Genomic DNA, 19,594 nt, shown 5'->3' on the forward strand with positions numbered 1-19,594 from the left:
GCATCAAATATCGAAGTACAGGTAAAACTCCCATGGATGCGGGCGCAACCGGATCGCATCCAGTTCGTGCACGCGCTTGTATTCCAGCCACGTATCGATCACGTCTTCGGTAAAGACATCGCCCTTGCGCAGGAATTCGTTGTCGGCTTCGAGCGCATTCAACGATTCGTCGAGCGAACCCGGCACCTGGCGGACGTTCTTCGCCTGCTCGGGCGGCAGGTCGTAAATGTTGACGTCGAGCGGATCGCCCGGGTCCGTCTTGTTTTCGATGCCGTCGAGCCCGGCCATCAGCATCGCCGAAAACGCGAGGTACGCATTGGCCGAGGGATCGGGACAACGGAATTCGACGCGCCGTGCGTTCGGCGAATCGGAGTACATCGGAATGCGCGCGGCTGCCGAGCGGTTGCGCTGCGACATCGCAAGATTCACCGGCGCTTCGTAGCCGGGAACGAGGCGCTTATAGGAATTCGTTGTTGGCGCACAGAACGCCATCAGCGCCGGAGCATGCTTGAGCAGGCCGCCAATGTACCAGCGGCAGAGGTTCGATGTGAGCGCCCAGCCGTGCGCGTCGTAGAACAGATTCTCTTTGTCTTTCCACAGGCTCTGGTGGCAGTGCATGCCGCTCGCGTTGTCGGCGAATAGCGGCTTCGGCATGAAGGTCGCCACCTTGCCTTTGCTGCGCGCCACGTTCTTGCAGATGTATTTGTAGATCATCACGTTGTCGGCCATCCGCTTGAGCGTGGCAAAGCGCATGTCGATTTCGTTCTGTCCCGCGGTGGCCACCTCGTGGTGATGCACTTCCACCTGCACGCCGGCCTGTTGCAGCATCAGCACGATGGTCGAGCGGATGTCCTGCAGCGTATCGTGCGGCGGCACCGGGAAATAGCCTTCCTTGAAGCGCGGCTTGTAGCCGAGATTGCCGCCGCCATACGCGCCTTCGTCACGGCCGCTGTTCCAGTCCCCTTCGGCGGATTCGACAAAGTAGTAGCCGCTGTGCGCATCCTGCCCGAAGCGGATCGAATCGAAGATAAAGAATTCGAGTTCGGGACCGAAGTAGCAGGTCGTCGCAAGGCCGGTCTGCCGCAAATAATCCTCGGCCTTCTTCGCAACGTAACGCGGATCGCGCGAATACGGCTGATGCAGCACAGGATCGACCACGTCGCAGATCAACGAGAGCGTGGGCGTCTCGCTCACGGGGTCGATGAACGCGGTGGTCGGATCCGGCTTTAAAAGCATGTCGGATTCCTGAATCTCCTGAAATCCGCGAATCGACGATCCGTCGAAACCAATCCCGTCTTCGAAAAGACCTTCGTGCACCTCGGGCAACGTGATGGAGAAGTGCTGCCAGAGGCCGGGCAGATCAGTGAACTTGAGATCGACAATCTGGATCTCGCGTTCGCGCAGCAGCTTGATGACCTGCTGCGGCGTTTCGGGACGTGCGACGCGATAACTGCCGGCGTCGACGGATACGCTGAGCGGCGAGGCACCGTGAGGACTGGACATGGGCTTTCTCCCGGTTTGACTACTGATCGTGTGCGAGCGCCTGGAGACGGGCGTCGCCCGCGTCTTTCGCCGCGCGCTGCGTGGTGTAGCTTTCTTCGGATACCAGCGAGCGCCGGACCTCGCGCGCGTCGAAGTCGACCAGTGTAATGACCCACACCCAGCCGCCAATCTGTTCGGCGGTTTGCACGGATGCGCGTACGTCGCCTTTGCCTTGAGCGTTCATCTGACCTCCGCAAAATCGGCAGGAAACCGATCACAGGTAGCATCGCCCGTACCCAGGACGTGCGGAACACGGGCAATGCAGTTGACGGTCGGCGAATCAGGACAGCTTGCCGATGATCGCGCCCATTTCGCTCTTGGTGAAAGCGCGTAGCGTTTGCGTGCGGACGTTGCCCGCCGAGCCGAGCGCGAGGCCGAATGCAGTCAGCGACTGCTCGTCCGTCGCTTCGACGATGGCCACAATGTCGTAGTGGCCCAGCGTCCAGTAGACCTCTTTCATTTCACAGCCGAAGCCGCGCGCGATTTCCTCGACCTGGCTTGCCCGTTGCGGGCTGTTCTTGATGGTGCGGATTCCCTGATCGGTGAATTGTGCGAGCACTACATACGTTGCCATGACGATCCCCCTTTACGAGTGAACGTGTCGGGATGCGCGCGCAGTGTCTTACGATGCGCCGGACGCTATCGCAAGCCGGCAGCGTGCGCCATTTCATTTTAGGCAACGCGAACGGACATACCACCGCTCTCTACGCATCTCACACAATCCGCAGACGAAAAAAAACGCCAGCGCAGAGGCTGGCGTCTCATCCACCGGACGGAAGATTTCAGCAGCGCTTATGCGACCGCCGTGGCCGCCTTCGCGTCCTCTTCCTGCTCCGCCGACGAGCGGATCAGATATTCGAACGCACCGAGCGATGCCTTGGCGCCTTCGCCGACGGCGATCACGATCTGCTTGAACGGCACCGTCGTCACGTCGCCCGCGGCGAATACGCCCGGAACCGACGTCTGACCTTTCGCGTCGATTTCAATCTCGCCGTGCTTCGACAGCGCGACCGTGCCCTTGAGCCATTCGGTATTCGGCACGAGGCCGATCTGCACGAACACGCCTTCCAGTTCGAGGTCATGCTTCACCTCCGTCGCACGGTCGAGATACGCGAGGCCCGTCACCTTCTGGCCGTCGCCGATGATTTCAGTGGTCTGCGCGCTCACATGCACGGTAACGTTCGGCAGGCTGCGCAGCTTGCGTTGCAACACTTCGTCCGCACGCAGTTGCGCGCCGAATTCGAGCAGCGTCACGTGGCTCACGATGCCCGCGAGGTCGATGGCCGCCTCGACGCCGGAATTGCCGCCGCCGATCACCGCCACGCGCTTGCCCTTGAAGAGCGGACCGTCGCAGTGCGGGCAGTACGCCACGCCCTTGTTGCGGTATTCCTGTTCGCCCGGCACATTGACGTTGCGCCAGCGCGCGCCCGTCGCGAGCACCACGCTCTTTGCGCGCAGCGTCGCACCGCTCGCGGTGCGGATCTCGATTGCCTTGTCGCCCGGCACGAGCGCCTCGGCGCGCTGGAGATTCATGATGTCGACGTCATAGGCGCGCACGTGCTGCTCCAGCGCCGCTGCGAATTTCGGCCCTTCCGTTTCCGGTACCGAGACGAAGTTCTCGATTGCCATCGTGTCGAGCACCTGGCCGCCGAAGCGTTCGGCCAGCACGCCGGTGCGAATGCCCTTGCGCGCCGCGTAGATCGCTGCCGCCGCGCCAGCGGGTCCGCCGCCGACGATCAGCATGTCGAAAATGTCCTTCGCATCGAGCTTCTCGGCTGCGCGAGCGGTCGCGCCGGTATCGAGCTTCGCGAGAATTTCTTCGACGCCCATGCGGCCCTGGCCAAACACTTCGCCGTTCAGATACATCGTCGGCACGGCCATGATCTGGCGCTGCTCGATTTCATCCTGGAACAGCGCGCCGTCGATCGTGACGATCTTCACGTTCGGGTTGAGCGTCGCCATCGCGTTGAGCGACTGCACGACTTCCGGGCAGTTCTGGCACGACAGCGACATATAGACTTCGAACGAGAACACGCCGTCGAGCGCGCGCACCTGTTCGATCACGTCGTTTTCGAGCTTCACCGGATGACCGCCCACCTGCAGCAGCGCGAGGACGAGCGACGTGAACTCATGGCCCATCGGAATGCCTGCGAACGCAACCTTGACGTCCACATTCGCACGCCTGATTTCGAACGAAGGCACGCGCGCGTCGCCCGTTGCGGCGCCACGGCGTTCTTCATAACGGATGCGATCGGACAGTGAAGCGATGTCCTGCAGGAGCCCCTGCAGTTCCTGCGACTTCTCGCCATCGTCGAGGTACGCAACGATCTCGAGCGACTGCGTGATCTTTTCCAGGTAGCTTTTAAGTTGAGTCTTGAGATTGGCGTCGAGCATGGCGATTTCCGGCGGAGGATGAAGCAGGGAGGGGAATGCCTGATAAGGCGTCCGGGCCGCAAGCCGCGAAGGCGCGGCCCGGAGGTGATACAGCCGTCGCCGCCGCGATGGCCGCTCAGGCTTTACTGCTTGTTTTACGGCTTGTGAAGCGCTTAGATCTTGCCGACGAGGTCGAGCGACGGCTTCAGCGTTTCAGCGCCCGGCGTCCACTTGGCGGGGCAGACTTCGCCCGGGTGCGACGCGACGTATTGCGCAGCCTGCACCTTGCGCAGCAGTTCCTTTGCGTCACGGCCGATGCCGTTGTCGTGGATTTCGCACAGCTTGATGTCGCCTTGCGGGTTGATCACGAACGTGCCGCGCAGTGCGAGGCCTTCTTCTTCGATCATCACTTCGAAGTTGCGCGTGATCGCGCCGGTCGGGTCACCCACGAGCGGGTACTTGATCTTGGCGATCGTGTCCGACGTGTCGTGCCATGCCTTGTGCGTGAAGTGCGTGTCGGTCGAGACGCCGTAGATTTCGACGCCCAGCTTCTGGAATTCAGCGTAGTGATCGGCCAGATCGCCCAGTTCCGTCGGGCACACGAACGTGAAGTCGGCCGGGTAGAACACGACTACAGACCACTTGCCCTTGAAGTTCTCTTCCGAGACCGGAACGAACTCGCCATTGTGATAAGCGGTGGCCTTGAACGGCTTGACTTGCGTGTTGATGAGAGACATGCGTTGCTTCCTCGCTCTGGGTTGGAATGGGTTGGAAAAGGTATGGGCACAATTTACGTGAATCGGACCCGTTTGATAAATTGGTTGCTTTGATCGCGGGTATTGGGAATTGCTATCGGCCTTCGAAACGACCGCTATCACCGTGACCGTACACGCGAACCGCAATGGGTGCGCGCAACAGGTGTGAGCAACCAACGGGGCGTGAGGATACAACGAAACTGCGACACTACGCCCCATTGCCCCGCTTATTTTCTGGAAATTCCGCTTGCATGCCCGGCGCATCGTGCAGCGACCGCGCGCCGCCGCATCAAAGCGCGCCGCCGCGCGCGGTCGCTGCACGCGCCGTGAGACGCTCTCGCAGAAATTGCGTAAACGCGCGGATCGTCACAGAACTTTCGCGATGCCGCGGATAAACCGCATGCAGCGCGACGGGCGGCGCAATGAACGGCGTGAGCACTTCGACCAATAGCCCCGCATCGACCGATCCCGCGACGATGAAGTCCGGCAGATACGCAATGCCGAGTCCGGCGATAGCCGAGTCGCGGATCACTTCGCCGTTGTTGGCCCGCAGCGGGCCTTGCACATCGACTGACGTCTCCACGCCGTCGACAACGAAGGCCCACGCGGCGCGCCCTTGCTGCCCGTATGGCAAGCATGCGTGCTGCGCGAGATCGGCGGGCGTAGCGGGTGCCTGGCGACGGCGACGGTAACCGGGACTGCAGCACGCGATCATGCGTACGTCGATAAGCTTTTGCGCGACGAGCGTCGAATCCTGCAAACGCCCGATACGCAGCGCCATGTCGAATCCCTCGCCGATCACGTCGACCGTGCGGTCGCTCAGATCCATGTCGAAGCGCACATCTGGATGCGCGCGCAAGAATTCGGCGACGAGCGGCGACAGATGCACCATGCCGAACGACATCGGCGCACTCACTTTCAGCAGCCCGCGCGGCTCGGTGCGGCGTGCGGACATGGCGCGTTCGGCCTCGCCCACGTCCGCGAGAATGCGCTTCGCGCGTTCATAAAAGTCCTGCCCGAGATCCGTCACGGCCACATTGCGCGTATTGCGCACGAGCAGCCGCACGCCGAGGCTCCCCTCCAGCGCGGCCACGCGCCGGCTCACGAACTGCTTCGACAGGCGCAGCCGGTTGGCGGCGGCCGTGAAATTGCCCGCGTCCACGGCTGCGATGAAGATCCGCATGTCGTCGAATTGCATGGCCATTGTCCACTTATTGGTGACAGTGAGTCGTATTTTACGGCAATTAGACACAGTCTGATTGACCTAAACTACGCCTCATTCGTTCAGGCAACTCAACCGGACAACATCACTGGAGGTCGAAATGATTGAACTTCGCAAGGCAGATCAGCGCGGTCGCGGCGAACACGGCTGGCTCAGCTCACGTCACACGTTCTCGTTCGCGAACTACTACGATCCGAAGCAGATCGGCTTCTCGGATCTGCTCGTCATCAACGACGACCGCGTCGCCCAGGCACGCGGCTTTGGCAAGCACCCGCACCGCGACATGGAAATCTTCTCGTACGTGCTCGAAGGCGCACTCGAGCACAAGGATTCGATGGGCAACGGCTCGGTGATCGTCCCCGGCGACGTGCAGCTCATGAGCGCGGGCACCGGCGTCACGCACAGCGAGTTCAACCACTCGGCGAACGAACCCGTGCACTTCCTGCAGATCTGGATCGCACCGAATGTGAAGGGCGCACAGCCGCGTTATGCACAGAAGAACTTCAGCGAGGCCGAGAAGCAAGGCAAGCTGCGGCTCGTGCTCTCGCCGGACGGCGCCGAGGACTCGCTTGAGATACGCCAGGACGCGCGCGTCTATGCAGGCCGCTTCGATGGTGCGGAAAGCGCGAAGCTCGCCATCGGCGCAGACCGCTTCGCGTACGTGCACGTCGCGCGCGGCAGCGTGAGTGTTAACGGCGTCGCGTTCGGCGAAGGCGATGGTGCTCGCATCCGCAACGAACGCGAACTGACGTTCAGTCAGGGCGACGACGCCGAAGTGCTGGTCTTCGATCTTCGCAACATGGAATCGTCGGAATTCTGGTCGTAACGTGTAATCGCGGCGTGGCATTGCCGCGTGGAATTGCATAGTCTGTATGAGAGGCCCGCCCGGGCCTCTCTTTCCACAGGCTTCATATCGTCAGAAAAGAACTGAAACAACGTCATCCCGTCGGAGGGAAACATGCGATACAACCTGTTCGGCCAGGGTAACGACGCGGTCCTGCTCGTGTCCCGCATCCTGATTGCTACGCTGTTCGTGCTGTTCGGTTGGCAAAAAGCCAACGGCTTCACGGGCACCGTCATGTACATGGCGCACGTCGGCGCACCGGCGCCCACCGTATCGGCGGCCATCGCGGTCGTGATGGAGCTGGTCGTCGGCCTGCTGATCGTCGTGGGTTTTTTCACGCGCCCGCTCGCCGTGCTGCTCGCGCTCTATACCATCGCCGCAGCCTTGATCGGCCATCGCTTCTGGACCGAGACCGGCATGGCGCAAATGGGCGACATGATCAACTTCTACAAGAACGTCAGCATCGCGGGCGGACTGCTCGCGCTCGCCGTGGCCGGGCCCGGACGAATCTCGCTCGACCGGAAGTAGTCGCCTGCCCGAGCGCATTCGCACTCCCCTCCCCCAAGGCGCGATACGCTTGACGCATCGCGCCTTTTTCATTGCTGTTGCATCGAGCGCTTGCTCCGCGCTGCCGCACTGCGCTGCTGCACTGCGGTAAAGCGCCGTCATGACCCTGGGCCTGAAACGACGTCTTCTGCGCTACCATCCCCAACGTCACCCAACACAAAAACACAGGGAGAGAGGCACGACATGTCCACGGCCACACCAGGCGCCGCGCCGGGCTTCTACCAGCGCCACCTCAAGGACCTGCTCGCCGGCTGCGCAATCGCCGGCCTGCTGCTGCCCGAAGCCGTTGCGTACGCCAACATCGGCAACGTGCCGCCGCAAGCCGGTATCGTCGCGCTGATCGCGGGCCTCGCGATCTATGGCGTGATCGGCAACAGCCGTTTTGCTGTTGTATCGTCAACGTCTTCATCGGCCGCCGTGCTTGCCGCCGTCACGCTCTCCGCATCCGGCGGCGATGCCGCCACGCGGCTCCTGCTCGGCGCAGGCATCATCATCATGGCCGGCCTGTTCTTCCTCATCGCAAGCGCCGCGCGTCTCGGCAACATGTCCGACTTCATCGCCAAGTCCGTGCTGCGAGGCTTCACGTTCGGGCTCGCCATCACCATCGTTCTCAAGCAGTGCGGACTCGCGCTGCGCGTGAACCCCACGCACTCGGACGCGCCGCGCTATCTGTGGGGCCTGCTCGAAACGACGAAGCAGTGGAGCCTCTACGGCGGCGCACTCGCCATCGCCGCGCTCGTCATTCTGTACGCGCTCAAACGCTGGCCGCGCGTGCCCGCCACGCTCGTCGTGATCGTGCTGTCCATCGTGCTCGGCTATGCCGTCGATCTCCCGCACTACGGCATCGTGCAGGTGGGCCGCATCGACCTCGCGCACATCGGCTTCGGCCTGCCCGATCTCGAACGCACCCAATGGCTGCGCTGCGGCGAACTGGCCTTCGCGATGATGCTGATCGTCTACGCCGAGTCGTATGGCTCGATACGCGGCTTTGCCCTGAAGCACGACGACCCGTTCTCGCCGAACCGCGATCTCGCCGCGCTCGGCGCGAGCAATCTCGTCTCCGGGCTCTTCGGCGGCATGCCGGTGGGCGCCGGTTATTCGGGGACCTCCGCCAACGAGGCGGCGGGCGCTCAGACGCGCGTCGCGGCGTGGACCGCCGCCGCCGTCATCGCGCTGATGGTCGCGCTTTTGCTGCCGCAAATCGCGCATATTCCCGAGCCGGTGCTGGCCGCCATCGTGATTCACGCGGTGAGCCACACGATCAATCCGCACGTGTTCGCGCCGTATCTCAAGTGGCGGCGCGACCGCTTTCTCGCGCTCGGCGCGTGTCTTGCGGTGCTCCTGCTCGGCGTGCTGGACGGCCTGCTGCTCGCCATCGCCGTGAGCCTGCTCTGGACGCTGCGCAATCTTTCGGAGCCGAAGGTGAGCGTGCTGGGGCGGCTCGGCGACACGCACGATTTCGTCGATACGCGCAGCCATCCGGATGCCCACCCGGTGCCGGGCATGATCATCGTGCGGCCGGAAGCGCCGCTTTTCTTCGCCAACGTGGAGCGCGTGCTCTCGCATCTGCGCATGCTCACGGCGAAGCACGACGAGAGCATGCGGCACACGATCATCAGCCTCGAAGAATCGGCCGATATCGACGGCTCGACCATCGAAGCCCTGCAGACCTACGCCGCCGAAGTCTCACGAGACGGCCGCAAGCTCGTGCTCGCGCGCCTCAAGCCGCGCGTCTTGCACGTGCTCACGCGCGCGGCGACCGACGCGCTGCCCGTTGCGGCGCTGAACGAACTGAGCGTGGACGTCTGCGTGCATTCGTTACTCGATGCGCAGGCAACGACTCATTGAATCGAGGTTTTGTCGCTGGCCGCGGAAATTCGATCAAATTTACTTTCCCCAATCTCCCGTGCGATGATTTGATCAAATCGTGACGCGCATCGCAGGCAGGCGGCGCGCGGCCAAAAAGAAGCACACAGGAGACACCCATGCCAACCCGTCAACGCGTGAGCCGGGAGCGCGCGCAGCGCGTTCTTGCACGCGAGCGCGAAGCCTTTATCGCGGCCCGTCCGAAGTCGCAGGCGCTTTCGGCGCGCGCGGCGCAGCACCTGTTGTTCGGCGTGCCGCTGCACTGGATGAACGACTGGTCGACGCCGTTCTCGCTCTATGTCGAGGCCGCCCGCGGCGCGACGTTCACCGATGCCGACGGCCATCGCTACGCCGACTTCTGTCTTGGCGACACGGGCGCGATGTTCGGTCATGCGCCCGAACCGGTGGCGCGCGCCATCGCGGCGCAGGCACAGCGCGGCTTCACGACCATGCTGCCGGGCGAGGACGCCGCAGCCGTGGGAGAAGCCCTCGCACAGCGCTTCGGCCTGCCGTACTGGCAATTCGCGATGACCGCGAGCGACGCGAACCGCTTCGCACTGCGCTGGGCGCGCGCGGCGACGGGGCGCAAGCACATCGTCGTATTCAACGGCTGCTATCACGGCACGGTGGACGACGTATTCGTCGATCTGATCGACGGCGTGCCGACGCAGCGTGCGAGCCTGCTCGGCCAGGTGCACGATCTGCTGCCTTTTACGCGCGTGGTCGAATTCAACGATCTCGATGCGCTCGACAAGGCGCTCGCCGATGGCGAAGTCGCCTGCGTGCTGGCCGAACCGGCAATGACCAACGTCGGCATGGTGCTGCCCGAACCCGGCTTCTGGCGCGAAGCCCAGGCGCTCATACGCCGCTACGGCACGCTGCTCGCCATCGACGAAACCCACACGATCAGCAGCGGAGCGCGCGGGTACGCGCGCATGCATGACATCGAACCCGATCTCTTCGTGCTCGGCAAACCGGTGGGCGGCGGCATGCCGTGCGCGGTCTACGGCTTTTCCGCCGAGCTCGCCGCGCGCGCGCAGCAAGCGAAGCTCGACGCGCCGCCCGGCCATTCGGGCATCGGCACGACGCTCACGGCAAACATGCTGTCGATGAGCGCGATGCGCGCAACGCTCGCCGAAGTGATGACCGAGGCGGCCTACGAGCAAATGTTCGCGCTCGCGCAACGCCTGGCCGACGGGCTTGTGGCGACAATCGCGCGTCATGATCTGCCGTGGTGCGTGACGCGCGTGGGCGCGCGCACCGAATTCCAGTTCTGCGCCACGCCGCCGCGCAACGGCACCGAAGCGCGCGCCGCGATGGACGACGAACTCGAACACATCGTGCATCTGTATCTGCTGAATCGCGGCGTGCTGATCACGCCGTTCCACAACATGATGCTCGTGTGCCCGGACACCACGGCCGACGACGTCGACCGCCTGCTCGAAGCCTTCGACGCATGTTTGACGGAACTGACATGAGCCGCGCAACGCCAGCCTCGCTCACCACGTCCGACTCGTCGCGATGAAAACACGCGCCCACCAATCGTTGCAGGACGAAACCTACGCGACGCTGCGCCGATGGCTGAGCCTCGGACGCTTCGTGCCCGGCGAGCGGCTGCGCATCCACGCACTCGCCGAACAACTGGGCGTCGGCGAGATGCCGGTGCGCGCGGCGCTCGTGCGTCTCGCGGCGGAATCCGCGCTCGTGAGCGTGCCCAATCGCGGCGTGCTGGTGCCGCAGCTCACGCGCGCGCAATTCGACGATGCGTTGAACGTGCGTGTGATGCTCGAAGGCGAAGCGGCGAGCCTCGCTACGCCCCGGCTCACCGACGACGAGATCGCGCAGCTCGACGCGCTCTGCGCGCACATGGGCGAGGCGCTTGCGCAGAACAAACGCACGCGTTACCTGGACGCCAACGAGGTGTTCCACCTCGTGCTGTACCGCGCGTGTGGCTCGCCGCTGCTGGTCGATCTGATCGAGACCGTCTGGATGCAAGTCGGGCCGATCTCGAACCTGCTGTTCGACGACAGCGGCTTCGCGGCCACGCTCAACGACGCTCACGACGCCCTGATGCGACGTCTCAAGCGCCGCGACGCGGAAGGCGTGCGGCGCGCAATCGAACGCGATTTGCGGCACGCCGCGCAGCAGTTGCACAAGCACTGCCTGCCTGATGCTTCAGGAAACAGCGCGGGCAACGGCGTGGGCAACACCGCAGGTGACACGCAAATCAGTGCCCGCGCCGGTCGGCCCGCACGGCGCCGCACCGCGCCTGCGCAACTGCGGACTTGATCTCCCTCGCCGCACGCGAACCGCAAGGCGCACGCGGCCGCTCCCAACCAGCGGGAAATAGTCCATCTCCGCTCGCGCACGAATCGGTGCGCATTTCGTGGTGATTTTGCGGCGATAATCACGCCTTCGCGGCAACGGCCAAGCACGCTGCGCCGCACGGCGCGACGGCTGCACCGCCAGCGTCGACGCATGCACGAAATCGTGCGACACTCACGCGCCGCGCGCCCATCGGGTCGCGCACCCGGCGCCCACAGCCCTTCGCACACACTATGAACACCCCTTCCCAATCTTCTGTCCCCGCCAATTCGAGCGCTTCGTCGCGCAAGGCGATGACGCTGCTGCTGTTTCTCGCGCTGATCGGCGCGAGCGGCGTTGCGGTGTCGCTCATCGCACGGCATTTTCTCTGAACGCGGCCATCCGCCCGCCAGTCCGCTCGTTCCCCCGTTTTTGCCCATGTACAAGAAAGGCGTTGCCCTCGAAATCCAGTTCTCGCCCGAACGCCTGAATGACGGCGCAGGCGACCCCTACTGGATCGACCTCACCGCCGGCGAAGCCGCCCGATTGCTGGAAGCGTTGCAGACGCAACTGAGTCATGGCGCAGGCGGCACGTCGGCACCGCGCGTTGTCGCACTCGATGCGCTCGATACGCCGCGCGCGAAAGACGCCGATGCCGCGTCCCACGACGCACACAACGGCACCGCGAACGCAACGGCTGCCGACGACGGCTTCAAGCAATGGGTCTGCGTGATCTGCGGCTGGGTCTACGACGAAGCGGCGGGTGCACCCGACGACGGCCTCGCGCCGGGTACGCGCTGGGCAGACGTGCCCGACGAATGGCGCTGTCCGCTTTGCGATGTCGGCAAGGACGATTTCGCGCTGGTCGAGTTCTAGGCGCTGCCGCGCGAGGCGCACGGCCGCCCAGCCGACGAACGGCTTTCAGGGTCCGGGCAAAAAACAGACTCTTGCGTCATGCAAAGCGGAACCGAACTACAATGCATGCCGTCCGATGCATTGCTGTCTGATCTGGTCCGAACATGTTCCGCTTTCCGAGATTTTCCCTGTATCCGCTGAGTCCGTTGCTGGCTGCGGTTGTCGTCGCATTGAGCGCGTGCTCGTCGCCGAAGCCGAAATTCCAGGACGACCAGTTGCTGAGCAGCGCACCCAACCAGTTCTCGCGCAGCTTCAGCTACGCGAGCGGCGACGCCTGCGAAGCGTCGCGCCGCGCCCTCCTGAGCCAGGGTTACATGACGACGCTGGGGCACGACGGCACCGTCGATGCCTCGAAGAACTTCCAGCCCGAGAGCGATTCGCACATCGTGGTTGAAATCCACGTGGTCTGTACGGACGGCGACGCGGCGAACACGAGCATGGTCTACGTGAATGCCGTGCAAAACGGCTTTGCGCTGAAGAAGAGCGACACGTCGGCGAGCGTGGGATTGTCGATTCTGGGGTCGGTCTCGCTGCCGATCCGCTCGAACAGCGACGCGATGGTCAAGATTTCGAGCGAAACGATCCAGTCCGGCAAGTTTTACAACCGTTTCTTCGAACTGGTCGGGAACTATCTGGGTGCCGCCGCGCGTAGCGAAGCCGTACCGGATACGGGGAAGATCAAGGTCACGCCGCTGCCGCCGCCCGTTACCGTGCCGGCTGCCGCGCCGCATCCGGCGGCGCCGGATACCGCTGCGACGGCTGCATCGGCTGATCCGGCGTCCCTGCTTCAACCCGTTGCGGCAGGTGTGACGCCTCAAACGGCGCTCGCACCCGTCACGTCACGGCATGCGACCGGCGCAGCGGCGGCGGCCAGCGACGCAGCCGTGGCAACGCACGTTGCCGCCACTTCCGCGGCAGCGCCTGCGGCGGCCAGCGCGACGACGCTGGCATCCACGCCCGCCACAACGGCGGCGGCTCCCGCCGCTCAAGGCGGCAGCGGCAACGCGACAACGGGCGCTGCACCCGCTTCAGCAACGCCTGCTACGCCGTAACCGGCTCAAGCCCCCCAAGCACCCTCAATCTCCGCAACGCTGCGGCGCCAGGTGAGCGCCCACTCGCGCGCTTGCGCCCGCCCGCTGCGGGGCGGCGCGTTCTTGCGCGCCCTTGCACCTGGCTACGCGCTTTAGCGCAACCCAACCATCAGCGCGCCCATACCCACGAGCAAACTGCCCATCAGCCGGTTCATGGCGCGCGCGCGCCTGGGCCGTTGCAGCGTGTGGCGCAGCCGGTGCGAGAACAGCGCCATCGATGCCACGCCGAGCGCGAACAGCACGGCAAACGTCACCGCCAGCAACAGAAATTGACGGTTTTCGCTCCAGTGCGCGTCGGCGCGCATGAACTGCGGAAAGAACGACGGAAAGAACAGCAGCGTCTTCGGATTGAGCCCTGAGGTCGCGAAGCCGCGCCAGAACAGATCGCGGCGGCTGTCGCCCGATGCATCGTCGCTCGCCTGTGCGCCCGCCAGTGCGCCGCTGCGCCATTGCTTGAAACCGAGCCAGACGAGATAAGCCGCACCGAGCCAGCGCAGCACGGTGAGCGAGTGCTCACTGATGAGAAGCAGGGAATTGAGGCAGAGCGCCGTCACCGTGAGCTGGAGCAGTACGGCAACCGTGCTGCCCCAGACGCAGGGCAGCGCATGGCGCCAGCCGGCCTGGAGCGCGTGGCTCATGGTCATGACGTTGACGGGACCGGGCGTGTAGACGAGTACGAGTGCGGCGGCAAGAAAAGACAGATACAGCTGGATCGACATCGTTGTGGTTCTGCAAGACAGGCAAGGGAATCGGCGTGTGAATGCCTTCACGCCCTCCGGACGGTCCGCCGCGGCTTGTGGCTGCGGCAGCGCGCCCCGCGCAGGCAAGGTGGCCGCGCGGGTCGTGCCGGGGCATGAAGGCACGCCGGAAAATATACCGGCCGCACCGCTGTAAAGGCTTCCTGTTTTTGTGCCGCTTCAGGCAAAATGCAGAACGTTCTTCCGCAGTAAATCGTATTAACTGAACAAAATTCTTTTTCGCCATGATCGCCCGCGAACGCCCCGCCCGAACACTCGACAGCCAGGATCACAAGATCCTGCGCGCGCTGCAAACGAATGCACGCCTGTCCAATGCCGAACTGGCCGAACAGGTCGGCATGTCCACCACGGCATGCTGGAATCGCACGCGCCAGCTAGAAGCGGATGGCTATATCGACGGCTATGTCGCCCTCGTGAACCAGAAAAAGCTCGGCTACGCGGACATCGTGATTCTGGAAGTGACGCTCGACCGCCACGAGGACGACGCCCTCGCCCGCTTCGGCGAAGCGCTCGCGGCGCTGCCCGAGGTACTGGAGGCCTATCTCGTCTCGGGTGAGTACGACTACTGGATCAAGGTTGCAGTCGATGGAACCGCGGGTTATGAGCGCTTCCTGCGCGAGAAGCTCTATCGCATCGCGGGCATCCGGCACAGCCGGTCGATGTTCGCGTTGCGCTGCATGAAAGACGTGCCGTCGATGCAGGTGTAGGCCGCGCGGCTGAAACGATCGAATCGTGTTCGGAATCGTTGCGCGCGCAATTTAGAGGTAGTTTTTCATCTTCTAACGCGCCGCCAGCGTCGCCGCCTGGATAGCCGCTATCGCCAGCATAGCCGCTATACGCCGCTATCCGTCACTTTCAGGCGCTTTCGCGACATCGCCGTCGCTGCGCGCCTGCGCATCGCGCATTTTCTCGAGCGTCTTCGGCCCGAGGCCGAGCGCCACGGCAATCGCGAGCGCGTCGATCACCGCGAGATGCGCAATGCGCGAAACACCCGGCGCATGCGGCTCCGCCGCAGCGGGCACGCGCAGCAGCAGCGGAATATCGGCCACCCACGCGAGCCGCGAACCGGCATTCGTGAGCGCGATGGTGGTCGCGCCGCGCTCCTTCGCAATCTGGATGCTCTCGTTCACCTCGACGCTGCGCCCCGACTGCGAAATCGCGAACGCCACGTCGCCGGGTTCGAGCAGCCCTGCGTAGAGCCGCTGGAGGTGCGCGTCGGTGAACGCGCTCGCCGCGATGTCGAGCCGCAGCATGCGCAGCGCCGCATCCTGCGCGACCAGTCCCGAGCCCGCACCCACGCCGAAGAAGTACACGCGCCTTGCACTGCCGAGCGCCGCCACCGCAGCCGCGAACACGGCCGGATCGAGCGACGCGCGCGCGTGCGCGATACCTTGCACGACCGATTCGGTCACCTTGTCGAGCAGCGTGCCGATCTCGTCGCCGCTCTCCACGCCCGACGTCGATGCATAGGGCACACCGCCCGCTGCGCTCTGCGCGAGCCGCATCTTGAAGTCGCGCAGGCCGTGCGCGCCCACCGCCCGGCAAAAGCGCGTCACCGAAGGCTCGGACACGTCCGCGCGCTGCGCAAGCTCGGTGATGCTCGCGCGCATGGCGAAGTCGACGTCGCCCAGCACCATGTCGGCGACCTTGCGCTCGGCGGGCCGCAGCGACTCGGCGACATCGCGGATGTGATGGATCAGATTGGAGACCGGCAAGCTGGATTTCCCGTGGATTGGCCGAAGAGCCCCGATGTGCCCCGATGTGCCCGACACTCGGTTTCGAATTCAGTCGCTATCGAGCCGCTTGCCGCTTTCGGTGTCGAACAGATGCAGATGCGCGAGAGGCAGACCGAGCGTCATGCGCTGCCCCGGCTCGACTTGTGGCCGCGCGCGCGTGGTGACGCACCAGGTTGAGCCGCCTATTTTCCCGTACATATGGGTCTCCGCGCCAGTCGGCTCGATCACGTCGACGTTGAATGGCAGCTCGCCGCCCGCCTCGATATGCTCCGGCCGGATCCCGAGCGTCACGCGCGCGCCTTGCTGCGCGCGGCCTTCGGGAAGCGGCACGCGCAAGCCGTCTTCGAGCACGAGCGCCGTGCCGCGCGCATCGCTCACCACCCTGCCCTGCGCGAAGTTCATCGCAGGCGAGCCGAGGAAGCTCGCCACGAACAGGTTGCCCGGCCGGTCGTAAAGATCGAGCGGGCGGCCGATCTGCTCGATGCGGCCCGCGTTCATCACGACGATGCGGTCGGCCATCGTCATCGCCTCGATCTGATCGTGCGTCACGTAGACGACCGTATTGCGCAGGCGCTGGTGCAGCGCCTTGATTTCCGTGCGCATCTGCACGCGCAGCTTGGCGTCGAGGTTCGAAAGCGGCTCGTCGAAGAGAAACAACGCGGGCTCGCGCACCACGGCGCGGCCCATCGCCACGCGCTGACGCTGGCCGCCCGAGAGCGCGCGCGGCAGGCGTTCGAGATAGCCCGACAAATTCAGCATCTTCGCGGCCGCCTCGATGCGCGGCTTGAACGTGTCCTCGCGTTCCTTGCGGATGCGCGGGCCGAACGCGATGTTGTCGTACACCGAAAGATGCGGATAGAGCGCGTAGCTCTGGAACACCATCGACACATTGCGCTGCTGCGGCGGCAGGCCGTTCGCGCGCGTGCCGCCAATCGTGAGATCGCCGCCGCTGATGTCTTCGAGACCGGCGATCATGCGCATGAGCGTCGTCTTGCCGCAACCCGATGGGCCGACCAGCACGACGAACTCGCCGTCCTCGATGTCGAGGTCGACGCCGTGCACGACCTGAGTTTCGCCGTAGCGCTTGTAGATGCCGTTCAGTTGTACCGCTGCCATGCTTGCCTCGTTCGCTGATTGCGCGTGCGCGCGTGTGTCCTGCCGATTGTTGCCCGGTCGGTTATCCGGATGCTTCAGAGCGGGTCGAGCGTCAGTTCGTTTGCCATGATCCGGTTGCCTGCCATCAGGCCCGCGTCCACCGGCAGCGCAACGCCCGTGATCACGCGCGCCTGCGGCGACGCGAGAAACAGGACCGCGTCGGCGATGTCCTCGGGCGCCGCCACGTCGCCGAGCGGATACCACTTCTTCAGTTCCTCGAAGATCCGCGGATGCTGCGCGACACGCGCCTGCCACGCGGGCGTCTTCACCGTGCCCGGGCACACCAGATTCGCGCGGATGCCGTACTGCCCCAGCTCGATCGCCAGCGCCTTCGTGTAGCTCACGAGCCCCGCCTTCGCCGCGCTATAGGCGGGATGCCCGAGCGCCGCGAGTCCGTTCACGGAGCCGACCAGCACGATCGCGCCGCGCCGCCGCTCGATCATCGACTGGCGCACCGTTTCGACCGTGTAATACGTGCCGTTGAGATTCAGGTCGATGTCGCGCCGCCAGCCCGCCGCGTCGGTGCGCGCGAGCGTCGTGCCGAGCGCGCCGCCCGCATTCGCCACGACGACGTCCACGGGCCCGCGCGCGGCCACTCCGGCTGAAACAGCAGCGGCGAGCGCGTCGGCGTCGCTCACGTCGGCAACGAGCGCCTCCAGCCGTTGCGCACCCCATTGCGTACGCAACGACTGCACACCCGCCTCATCGCGGTCGAGCGCGAGAACCGTATCGCCCGCATCGAGAAACTGTTTGCACAGCGCACGGCCTATTCCGCCGTTCGCGCCCGTCACCAGTACCACCCGGCTCATGTTCGACTCTCCAGAAGGCTCGCCAACCCCACCCTCATACCTGAAAATTTCCTACACACCACTTAAAAACAGCGCTGCGGCGCCCGGGTTAACACGCACTGAGTTTTCTGCTGCGCCGCAAGATTTCTCCCGGTTTTACAGTATGTTAGGCAATGCAACGAGAGAAAAACAATATCGCGTTTACCAGGTGACAACGCTTTTTTCATCCTGTAGGATTTTTTCACACAACGCAACCCGGCGCCGGGGCCACGGCGGCAGCATAGCAGGGCATAACCACTACAGGAGATAGAGAATGTCGTTTCAGCAACGTGCATCCACCATGCTCGGCAAGCTTGCCGTCGCACTCGCCTTCGCGGGCATCGCGGTCGCCGCGCACGCCGACACCGTTCGCGTGACCGTCGCGCACTACAGCGACGCCACCGCGCCGTACTTCGAAAGAATGGCCAAGCAGTTCGAAGCCGCCAATCCGGGCACGACGATCAAGATCGAAGACGTGAACTGGGACTCGCTGCAACAGAAACTGCAAACGGACATCTCTGGCGGCGCGAACGCGGACCTCGCGATCATCGGCACGCGCTGGTTGCTCGACTTCGTGAAGGACGACATCGCCGAACCGCTCGACGGCTACATGGATGCGAATTTCAAGGCGCGCTTCATCGGCCCGTTCCTCGCTCCGGGTGAAATCAACGGCAAGGTCTATGGCCTGCCGATTGCCGCTTCGGCACGCGCGCTTTACTACAACAAGGACATGCTCGCTTCGGTGGGCTATCCGAACGGTCCGAAGACCTGGAACGATGTGGTGGACGCGTCGAAGAAGCTGAAGGCCAAGGGCATTGCCGGCTTCGGTCTGCAAGGCAAGGAAATCGAAACCGACGTGTACTTCTACTACGCGCTGTGGACCCACGGCGGCGAAGTAGTGGGCAAGAACGGCAAGGCGGCGTTCAATTCGGCGGACGGCGTTAAGGCCGCGACGCTCTACAAGTCGATGATCGACCAGGGCCTCACGCAGCCGGGCGTGACGGGCTACAGCCGCGAAGACGTGCAGAACCTCTTCAAGCAGGGCCGCGTGGCGATGATGATCTCGGCGCCGTTCCTCGCGAAGCAGTTGAAGAAGGAAGCCCCGAACATCCATTACGGCATCGACGCGATTCCGGTCGCCACGACGCCCGCGACCTATGCGGTGACCGACTCGATCATGATGTTCAAGAACTCGAAGGTGAAGAAGAGCGCCTGGAAGTTCCTCGACTTCCTGTTCACGAAGGCGCCGCGCGTGGAATTCACGAGCACGGAAGGCTTCTTGCCGACGACGAAGGCCGAAGCGGCCGACCCTGCGTTCAAGGATGCGGACACGCAGGCGTTCATCGCGCTCCTGCCGCACGCACGCTTCGCGCCGACCGTGACGGGCTGGGAAGACACCGCGAAGGCCGTGACGAACGCGATGCAGTCGATCTACCTCGGCAAGGCCAAGCCCGCCGACGCGCTGAACCAGGCCGCAACCGAAGCGAACAAGTCGCTCGGCAAGTAAGCACCGCCTGCCTCTGGCGCCGGGCGCCGAGCGTCGCGTATACGGGCATGGCTCGCATGCGCGACGCTCAGCCGAAGCATCGAGGCAACGTACATCGAAGCAACGTAGTCACCACGGCGCAACAACATGACT

20 protein-coding genes are annotated in these 19,594 nt (G+C 64.2%); 10 read left to right on the plus strand and 10 right to left on the minus strand.

The features are described 5' to 3' along the window. Positions 1 to 3: 3 nt before the first annotated feature. From glnA to ACFPTO_RS21835, 6 genes are all read right to left on the minus strand, one after another. On the minus strand, positions 4 to 1,503 hold the full coding sequence (glnA, locus tag ACFPTO_RS21810) for a type I glutamate--ammonia ligase (RefSeq protein ID WP_377714633.1): 1,500 nt from the start codon (positions 1,501 to 1,503) through the stop codon (positions 4 to 6). A 19-nt stretch (positions 1,504 to 1,522) separates the two neighbouring features. After that, the gene (locus tag ACFPTO_RS21815) at positions 1,523 to 1,726 is read right to left on the minus strand and encodes a hypothetical protein (protein WP_377714635.1); all 204 of its coding nucleotides are present in this window, start codon (positions 1,724 to 1,726) and stop codon (positions 1,523 to 1,525) included. Between the two features lie 96 nt (positions 1,727 to 1,822). Then, the gene (locus ACFPTO_RS21820; RefSeq protein ID WP_377714636.1) at positions 1,823 to 2,116 is read right to left on the minus strand and encodes a GYD domain-containing protein; all 294 of its coding nucleotides are present in this window, start codon (positions 2,114 to 2,116) and stop codon (positions 1,823 to 1,825) included. 218 nt (positions 2,117 to 2,334) lie between these two features. Continuing rightward, positions 2,335 to 3,936, minus strand: a complete 1,602-nt coding sequence (ahpF, locus tag ACFPTO_RS21825) for an alkyl hydroperoxide reductase subunit F (RefSeq protein ID WP_377714638.1) — start codon at positions 3,934 to 3,936, stop codon at positions 2,335 to 2,337. Between the two features lie 152 nt (positions 3,937 to 4,088). Further along, on the minus strand, positions 4,089 to 4,652 hold the full coding sequence (gene ahpC / locus ACFPTO_RS21830) for an alkyl hydroperoxide reductase subunit C (protein WP_377714640.1): 564 nt from the start codon (positions 4,650 to 4,652) through the stop codon (positions 4,089 to 4,091). Between the two features lie 307 nt (positions 4,653 to 4,959). Then, positions 4,960 to 5,868 (minus strand): LysR family transcriptional regulator, encoded by a 909-nt coding sequence (locus ACFPTO_RS21835; protein WP_377714642.1) that lies wholly within the window; start codon positions 5,866 to 5,868, stop codon positions 4,960 to 4,962. Positions 5,869 to 5,992: 124 nt separating this feature from the next. Here ACFPTO_RS21835 and ACFPTO_RS21840 point away from each other — a divergent pair, with 124 nt between their 5' ends. The 8 genes from ACFPTO_RS21840 to ACFPTO_RS21875 all read left to right on the plus strand — a co-directional run bounded on the left by ACFPTO_RS21840 (position 5,993) and on the right by ACFPTO_RS21875 (position 13,440). Beyond that, entirely contained in the window at positions 5,993 to 6,718 is a 726-nt protein-coding gene (locus ACFPTO_RS21840) for a pirin family protein (protein ID WP_377714644.1), read from the plus strand. A gap of 132 nt (positions 6,719 to 6,850) precedes the next feature. Continuing rightward, positions 6,851 to 7,264, plus strand: coding sequence for a DoxX family protein (locus ACFPTO_RS21845; protein WP_377714646.1), 414 nt, complete (start codon positions 6,851 to 6,853; stop codon positions 7,262 to 7,264). A gap of 222 nt (positions 7,265 to 7,486) precedes the next feature. Next, positions 7,487 to 9,151, plus strand: a complete 1,665-nt coding sequence (locus ACFPTO_RS21850) for a SulP family inorganic anion transporter (RefSeq protein WP_377714648.1) — start codon at positions 7,487 to 7,489, stop codon at positions 9,149 to 9,151. 137 nt (positions 9,152 to 9,288) lie between these two features. Then, a complete protein-coding gene (locus ACFPTO_RS21855) occupies positions 9,289 to 10,647 on the plus strand; it encodes an aspartate aminotransferase family protein (protein ID WP_377714650.1) in 1,359 nt (452 codons plus the stop codon). 43 nt (positions 10,648 to 10,690) lie between these two features. Further along, positions 10,691 to 11,458, plus strand: a complete 768-nt coding sequence (locus ACFPTO_RS21860) for a GntR family transcriptional regulator (RefSeq protein WP_377714652.1) — start codon at positions 10,691 to 10,693, stop codon at positions 11,456 to 11,458. Positions 11,459 to 11,727: 269 nt separating this feature from the next. Continuing rightward, positions 11,728 to 11,865, plus strand: coding sequence for a hypothetical protein (locus tag ACFPTO_RS21865; protein WP_377714654.1), 138 nt, complete (start codon positions 11,728 to 11,730; stop codon positions 11,863 to 11,865). Between the two features lie 46 nt (positions 11,866 to 11,911). Continuing rightward, on the plus strand, positions 11,912 to 12,349 hold the full coding sequence (locus ACFPTO_RS21870; RefSeq protein WP_377714656.1) for a rubredoxin: 438 nt from the start codon (positions 11,912 to 11,914) through the stop codon (positions 12,347 to 12,349). A gap of 143 nt (positions 12,350 to 12,492) precedes the next feature. Continuing rightward, complete coding sequence (locus tag ACFPTO_RS21875) at positions 12,493 to 13,440, plus strand: DUF2242 domain-containing protein (protein ID WP_377714658.1); 948 nt, start codon at positions 12,493 to 12,495, stop codon at positions 13,438 to 13,440. A 131-nt stretch (positions 13,441 to 13,571) separates the two neighbouring features. Here the strand turns inward: ACFPTO_RS21875 and ACFPTO_RS21880 are convergent, their stop codons facing one another. Beyond that, positions 13,572 to 14,198, minus strand: coding sequence for a LysE family translocator (locus tag ACFPTO_RS21880; RefSeq protein WP_377714660.1), 627 nt, complete (start codon positions 14,196 to 14,198; stop codon positions 13,572 to 13,574). Positions 14,199 to 14,461: 263 nt separating this feature from the next. Here ACFPTO_RS21880 and ACFPTO_RS21885 point away from each other — a divergent pair, with 263 nt between their 5' ends. Then, positions 14,462 to 14,944: an Lrp/AsnC family transcriptional regulator gene (locus ACFPTO_RS21885; RefSeq protein WP_377714662.1), complete on the plus strand. Its 483-nt coding sequence runs from the start codon at positions 14,462 to 14,464 to the stop codon at positions 14,942 to 14,944. 135 nt (positions 14,945 to 15,079) lie between these two features. On the opposite strand, the gene ACFPTO_RS21890 is transcribed toward ACFPTO_RS21885, so the two are convergent. The 3 genes from ACFPTO_RS21890 to ACFPTO_RS21900 all read right to left on the minus strand — a co-directional run bounded on the left by ACFPTO_RS21890 (position 15,080) and on the right by ACFPTO_RS21900 (position 17,937). Then, entirely contained in the window at positions 15,080 to 15,952 is an 873-nt protein-coding gene (locus tag ACFPTO_RS21890; protein WP_377714664.1) for a MurR/RpiR family transcriptional regulator, read from the minus strand. Between the two features lie 69 nt (positions 15,953 to 16,021). Further along, positions 16,022 to 17,089, minus strand: a complete 1,068-nt coding sequence (locus ACFPTO_RS21895) for an ABC transporter ATP-binding protein (RefSeq protein WP_377714666.1) — start codon at positions 17,087 to 17,089, stop codon at positions 16,022 to 16,024. 74 nt (positions 17,090 to 17,163) lie between these two features. Beyond that, positions 17,164 to 17,937: an SDR family oxidoreductase gene (locus ACFPTO_RS21900; protein ID WP_377714668.1), complete on the minus strand. Its 774-nt coding sequence runs from the start codon at positions 17,935 to 17,937 to the stop codon at positions 17,164 to 17,166. A 292-nt stretch (positions 17,938 to 18,229) separates the two neighbouring features. On the opposite strand from ACFPTO_RS21900, the gene ACFPTO_RS21905 reads away from it, so the two are divergent. Next, positions 18,230 to 19,462 (plus strand): ABC transporter substrate-binding protein, encoded by a 1,233-nt coding sequence (locus ACFPTO_RS21905; protein ID WP_377714670.1) that lies wholly within the window; start codon positions 18,230 to 18,232, stop codon positions 19,460 to 19,462. Positions 19,463 to 19,594: the final 132 nt, after the last annotated feature.

Origin of the sequence: Paraburkholderia denitrificans, assembly GCF_042655705.1 — a bacterium.
Taxonomy (GTDB): Bacteria; Pseudomonadota; Gammaproteobacteria; order Burkholderiales; family Burkholderiaceae; genus Paraburkholderia; species Paraburkholderia denitrificans.

Coding starts and splice junctions, on each gene's coding strand:
- ACFPTO_RS21850 (WP_377714648.1), top strand. CDS start 7,487: ATGTCCACGGCCACACCAGGCGCCGCGCCGGGCTTCTACCAGCGCCAC.
- ACFPTO_RS21835 (WP_377714642.1), bottom strand. CDS start 5,868: ATGCAATTCGACGACATGCGGATCTTCATCGCAGCCGTGGACGCGGGC.
- ACFPTO_RS21895 (WP_377714666.1), bottom strand. CDS start 17,089: ATGGCAGCGGTACAACTGAACGGCATCTACAAGCGCTACGGCGAAACT.
- ACFPTO_RS21865 (WP_377714654.1), top strand. CDS start 11,728: ATGAACACCCCTTCCCAATCTTCTGTCCCCGCCAATTCGAGCGCTTCG.
- ACFPTO_RS21855 (WP_377714650.1), top strand. CDS start 9,289: ATGCCAACCCGTCAACGCGTGAGCCGGGAGCGCGCGCAGCGCGTTCTT.
- ahpC (WP_377714640.1), bottom strand. CDS start 4,652: ATGTCTCTCATCAACACGCAAGTCAAGCCGTTCAAGGCCACCGCTTAT.
- ACFPTO_RS21845 (WP_377714646.1), top strand. CDS start 6,851: ATGCGATACAACCTGTTCGGCCAGGGTAACGACGCGGTCCTGCTCGTG.
- ACFPTO_RS21900 (WP_377714668.1), bottom strand. CDS start 17,937: ATGAGCCGGGTGGTACTGGTGACGGGCGCGAACGGCGGAATAGGCCGT.
- ACFPTO_RS21885 (WP_377714662.1), top strand. CDS start 14,462: ATGATCGCCCGCGAACGCCCCGCCCGAACACTCGACAGCCAGGATCAC.
- ACFPTO_RS21860 (WP_377714652.1), top strand. CDS start 10,691: ATGAAAACACGCGCCCACCAATCGTTGCAGGACGAAACCTACGCGACG.
- ACFPTO_RS21905 (WP_377714670.1), top strand. CDS start 18,230: ATGTCGTTTCAGCAACGTGCATCCACCATGCTCGGCAAGCTTGCCGTC.
- ahpF (WP_377714638.1), bottom strand. CDS start 3,936: ATGCTCGACGCCAATCTCAAGACTCAACTTAAAAGCTACCTGGAAAAG.
- glnA (WP_377714633.1), bottom strand. CDS start 1,503: ATGTCCAGTCCTCACGGTGCCTCGCCGCTCAGCGTATCCGTCGACGCC.
- ACFPTO_RS21880 (WP_377714660.1), bottom strand. CDS start 14,198: ATGTCGATCCAGCTGTATCTGTCTTTTCTTGCCGCCGCACTCGTACTC.
- ACFPTO_RS21840 (WP_377714644.1), top strand. CDS start 5,993: ATGATTGAACTTCGCAAGGCAGATCAGCGCGGTCGCGGCGAACACGGC.
- ACFPTO_RS21820 (WP_377714636.1), bottom strand. CDS start 2,116: ATGGCAACGTATGTAGTGCTCGCACAATTCACCGATCAGGGAATCCGC.
- ACFPTO_RS21870 (WP_377714656.1), top strand. CDS start 11,912: ATGTACAAGAAAGGCGTTGCCCTCGAAATCCAGTTCTCGCCCGAACGC.
- ACFPTO_RS21875 (WP_377714658.1), top strand. CDS start 12,493: ATGTTCCGCTTTCCGAGATTTTCCCTGTATCCGCTGAGTCCGTTGCTG.
- ACFPTO_RS21815 (WP_377714635.1), bottom strand. CDS start 1,726: ATGAACGCTCAAGGCAAAGGCGACGTACGCGCATCCGTGCAAACCGCC.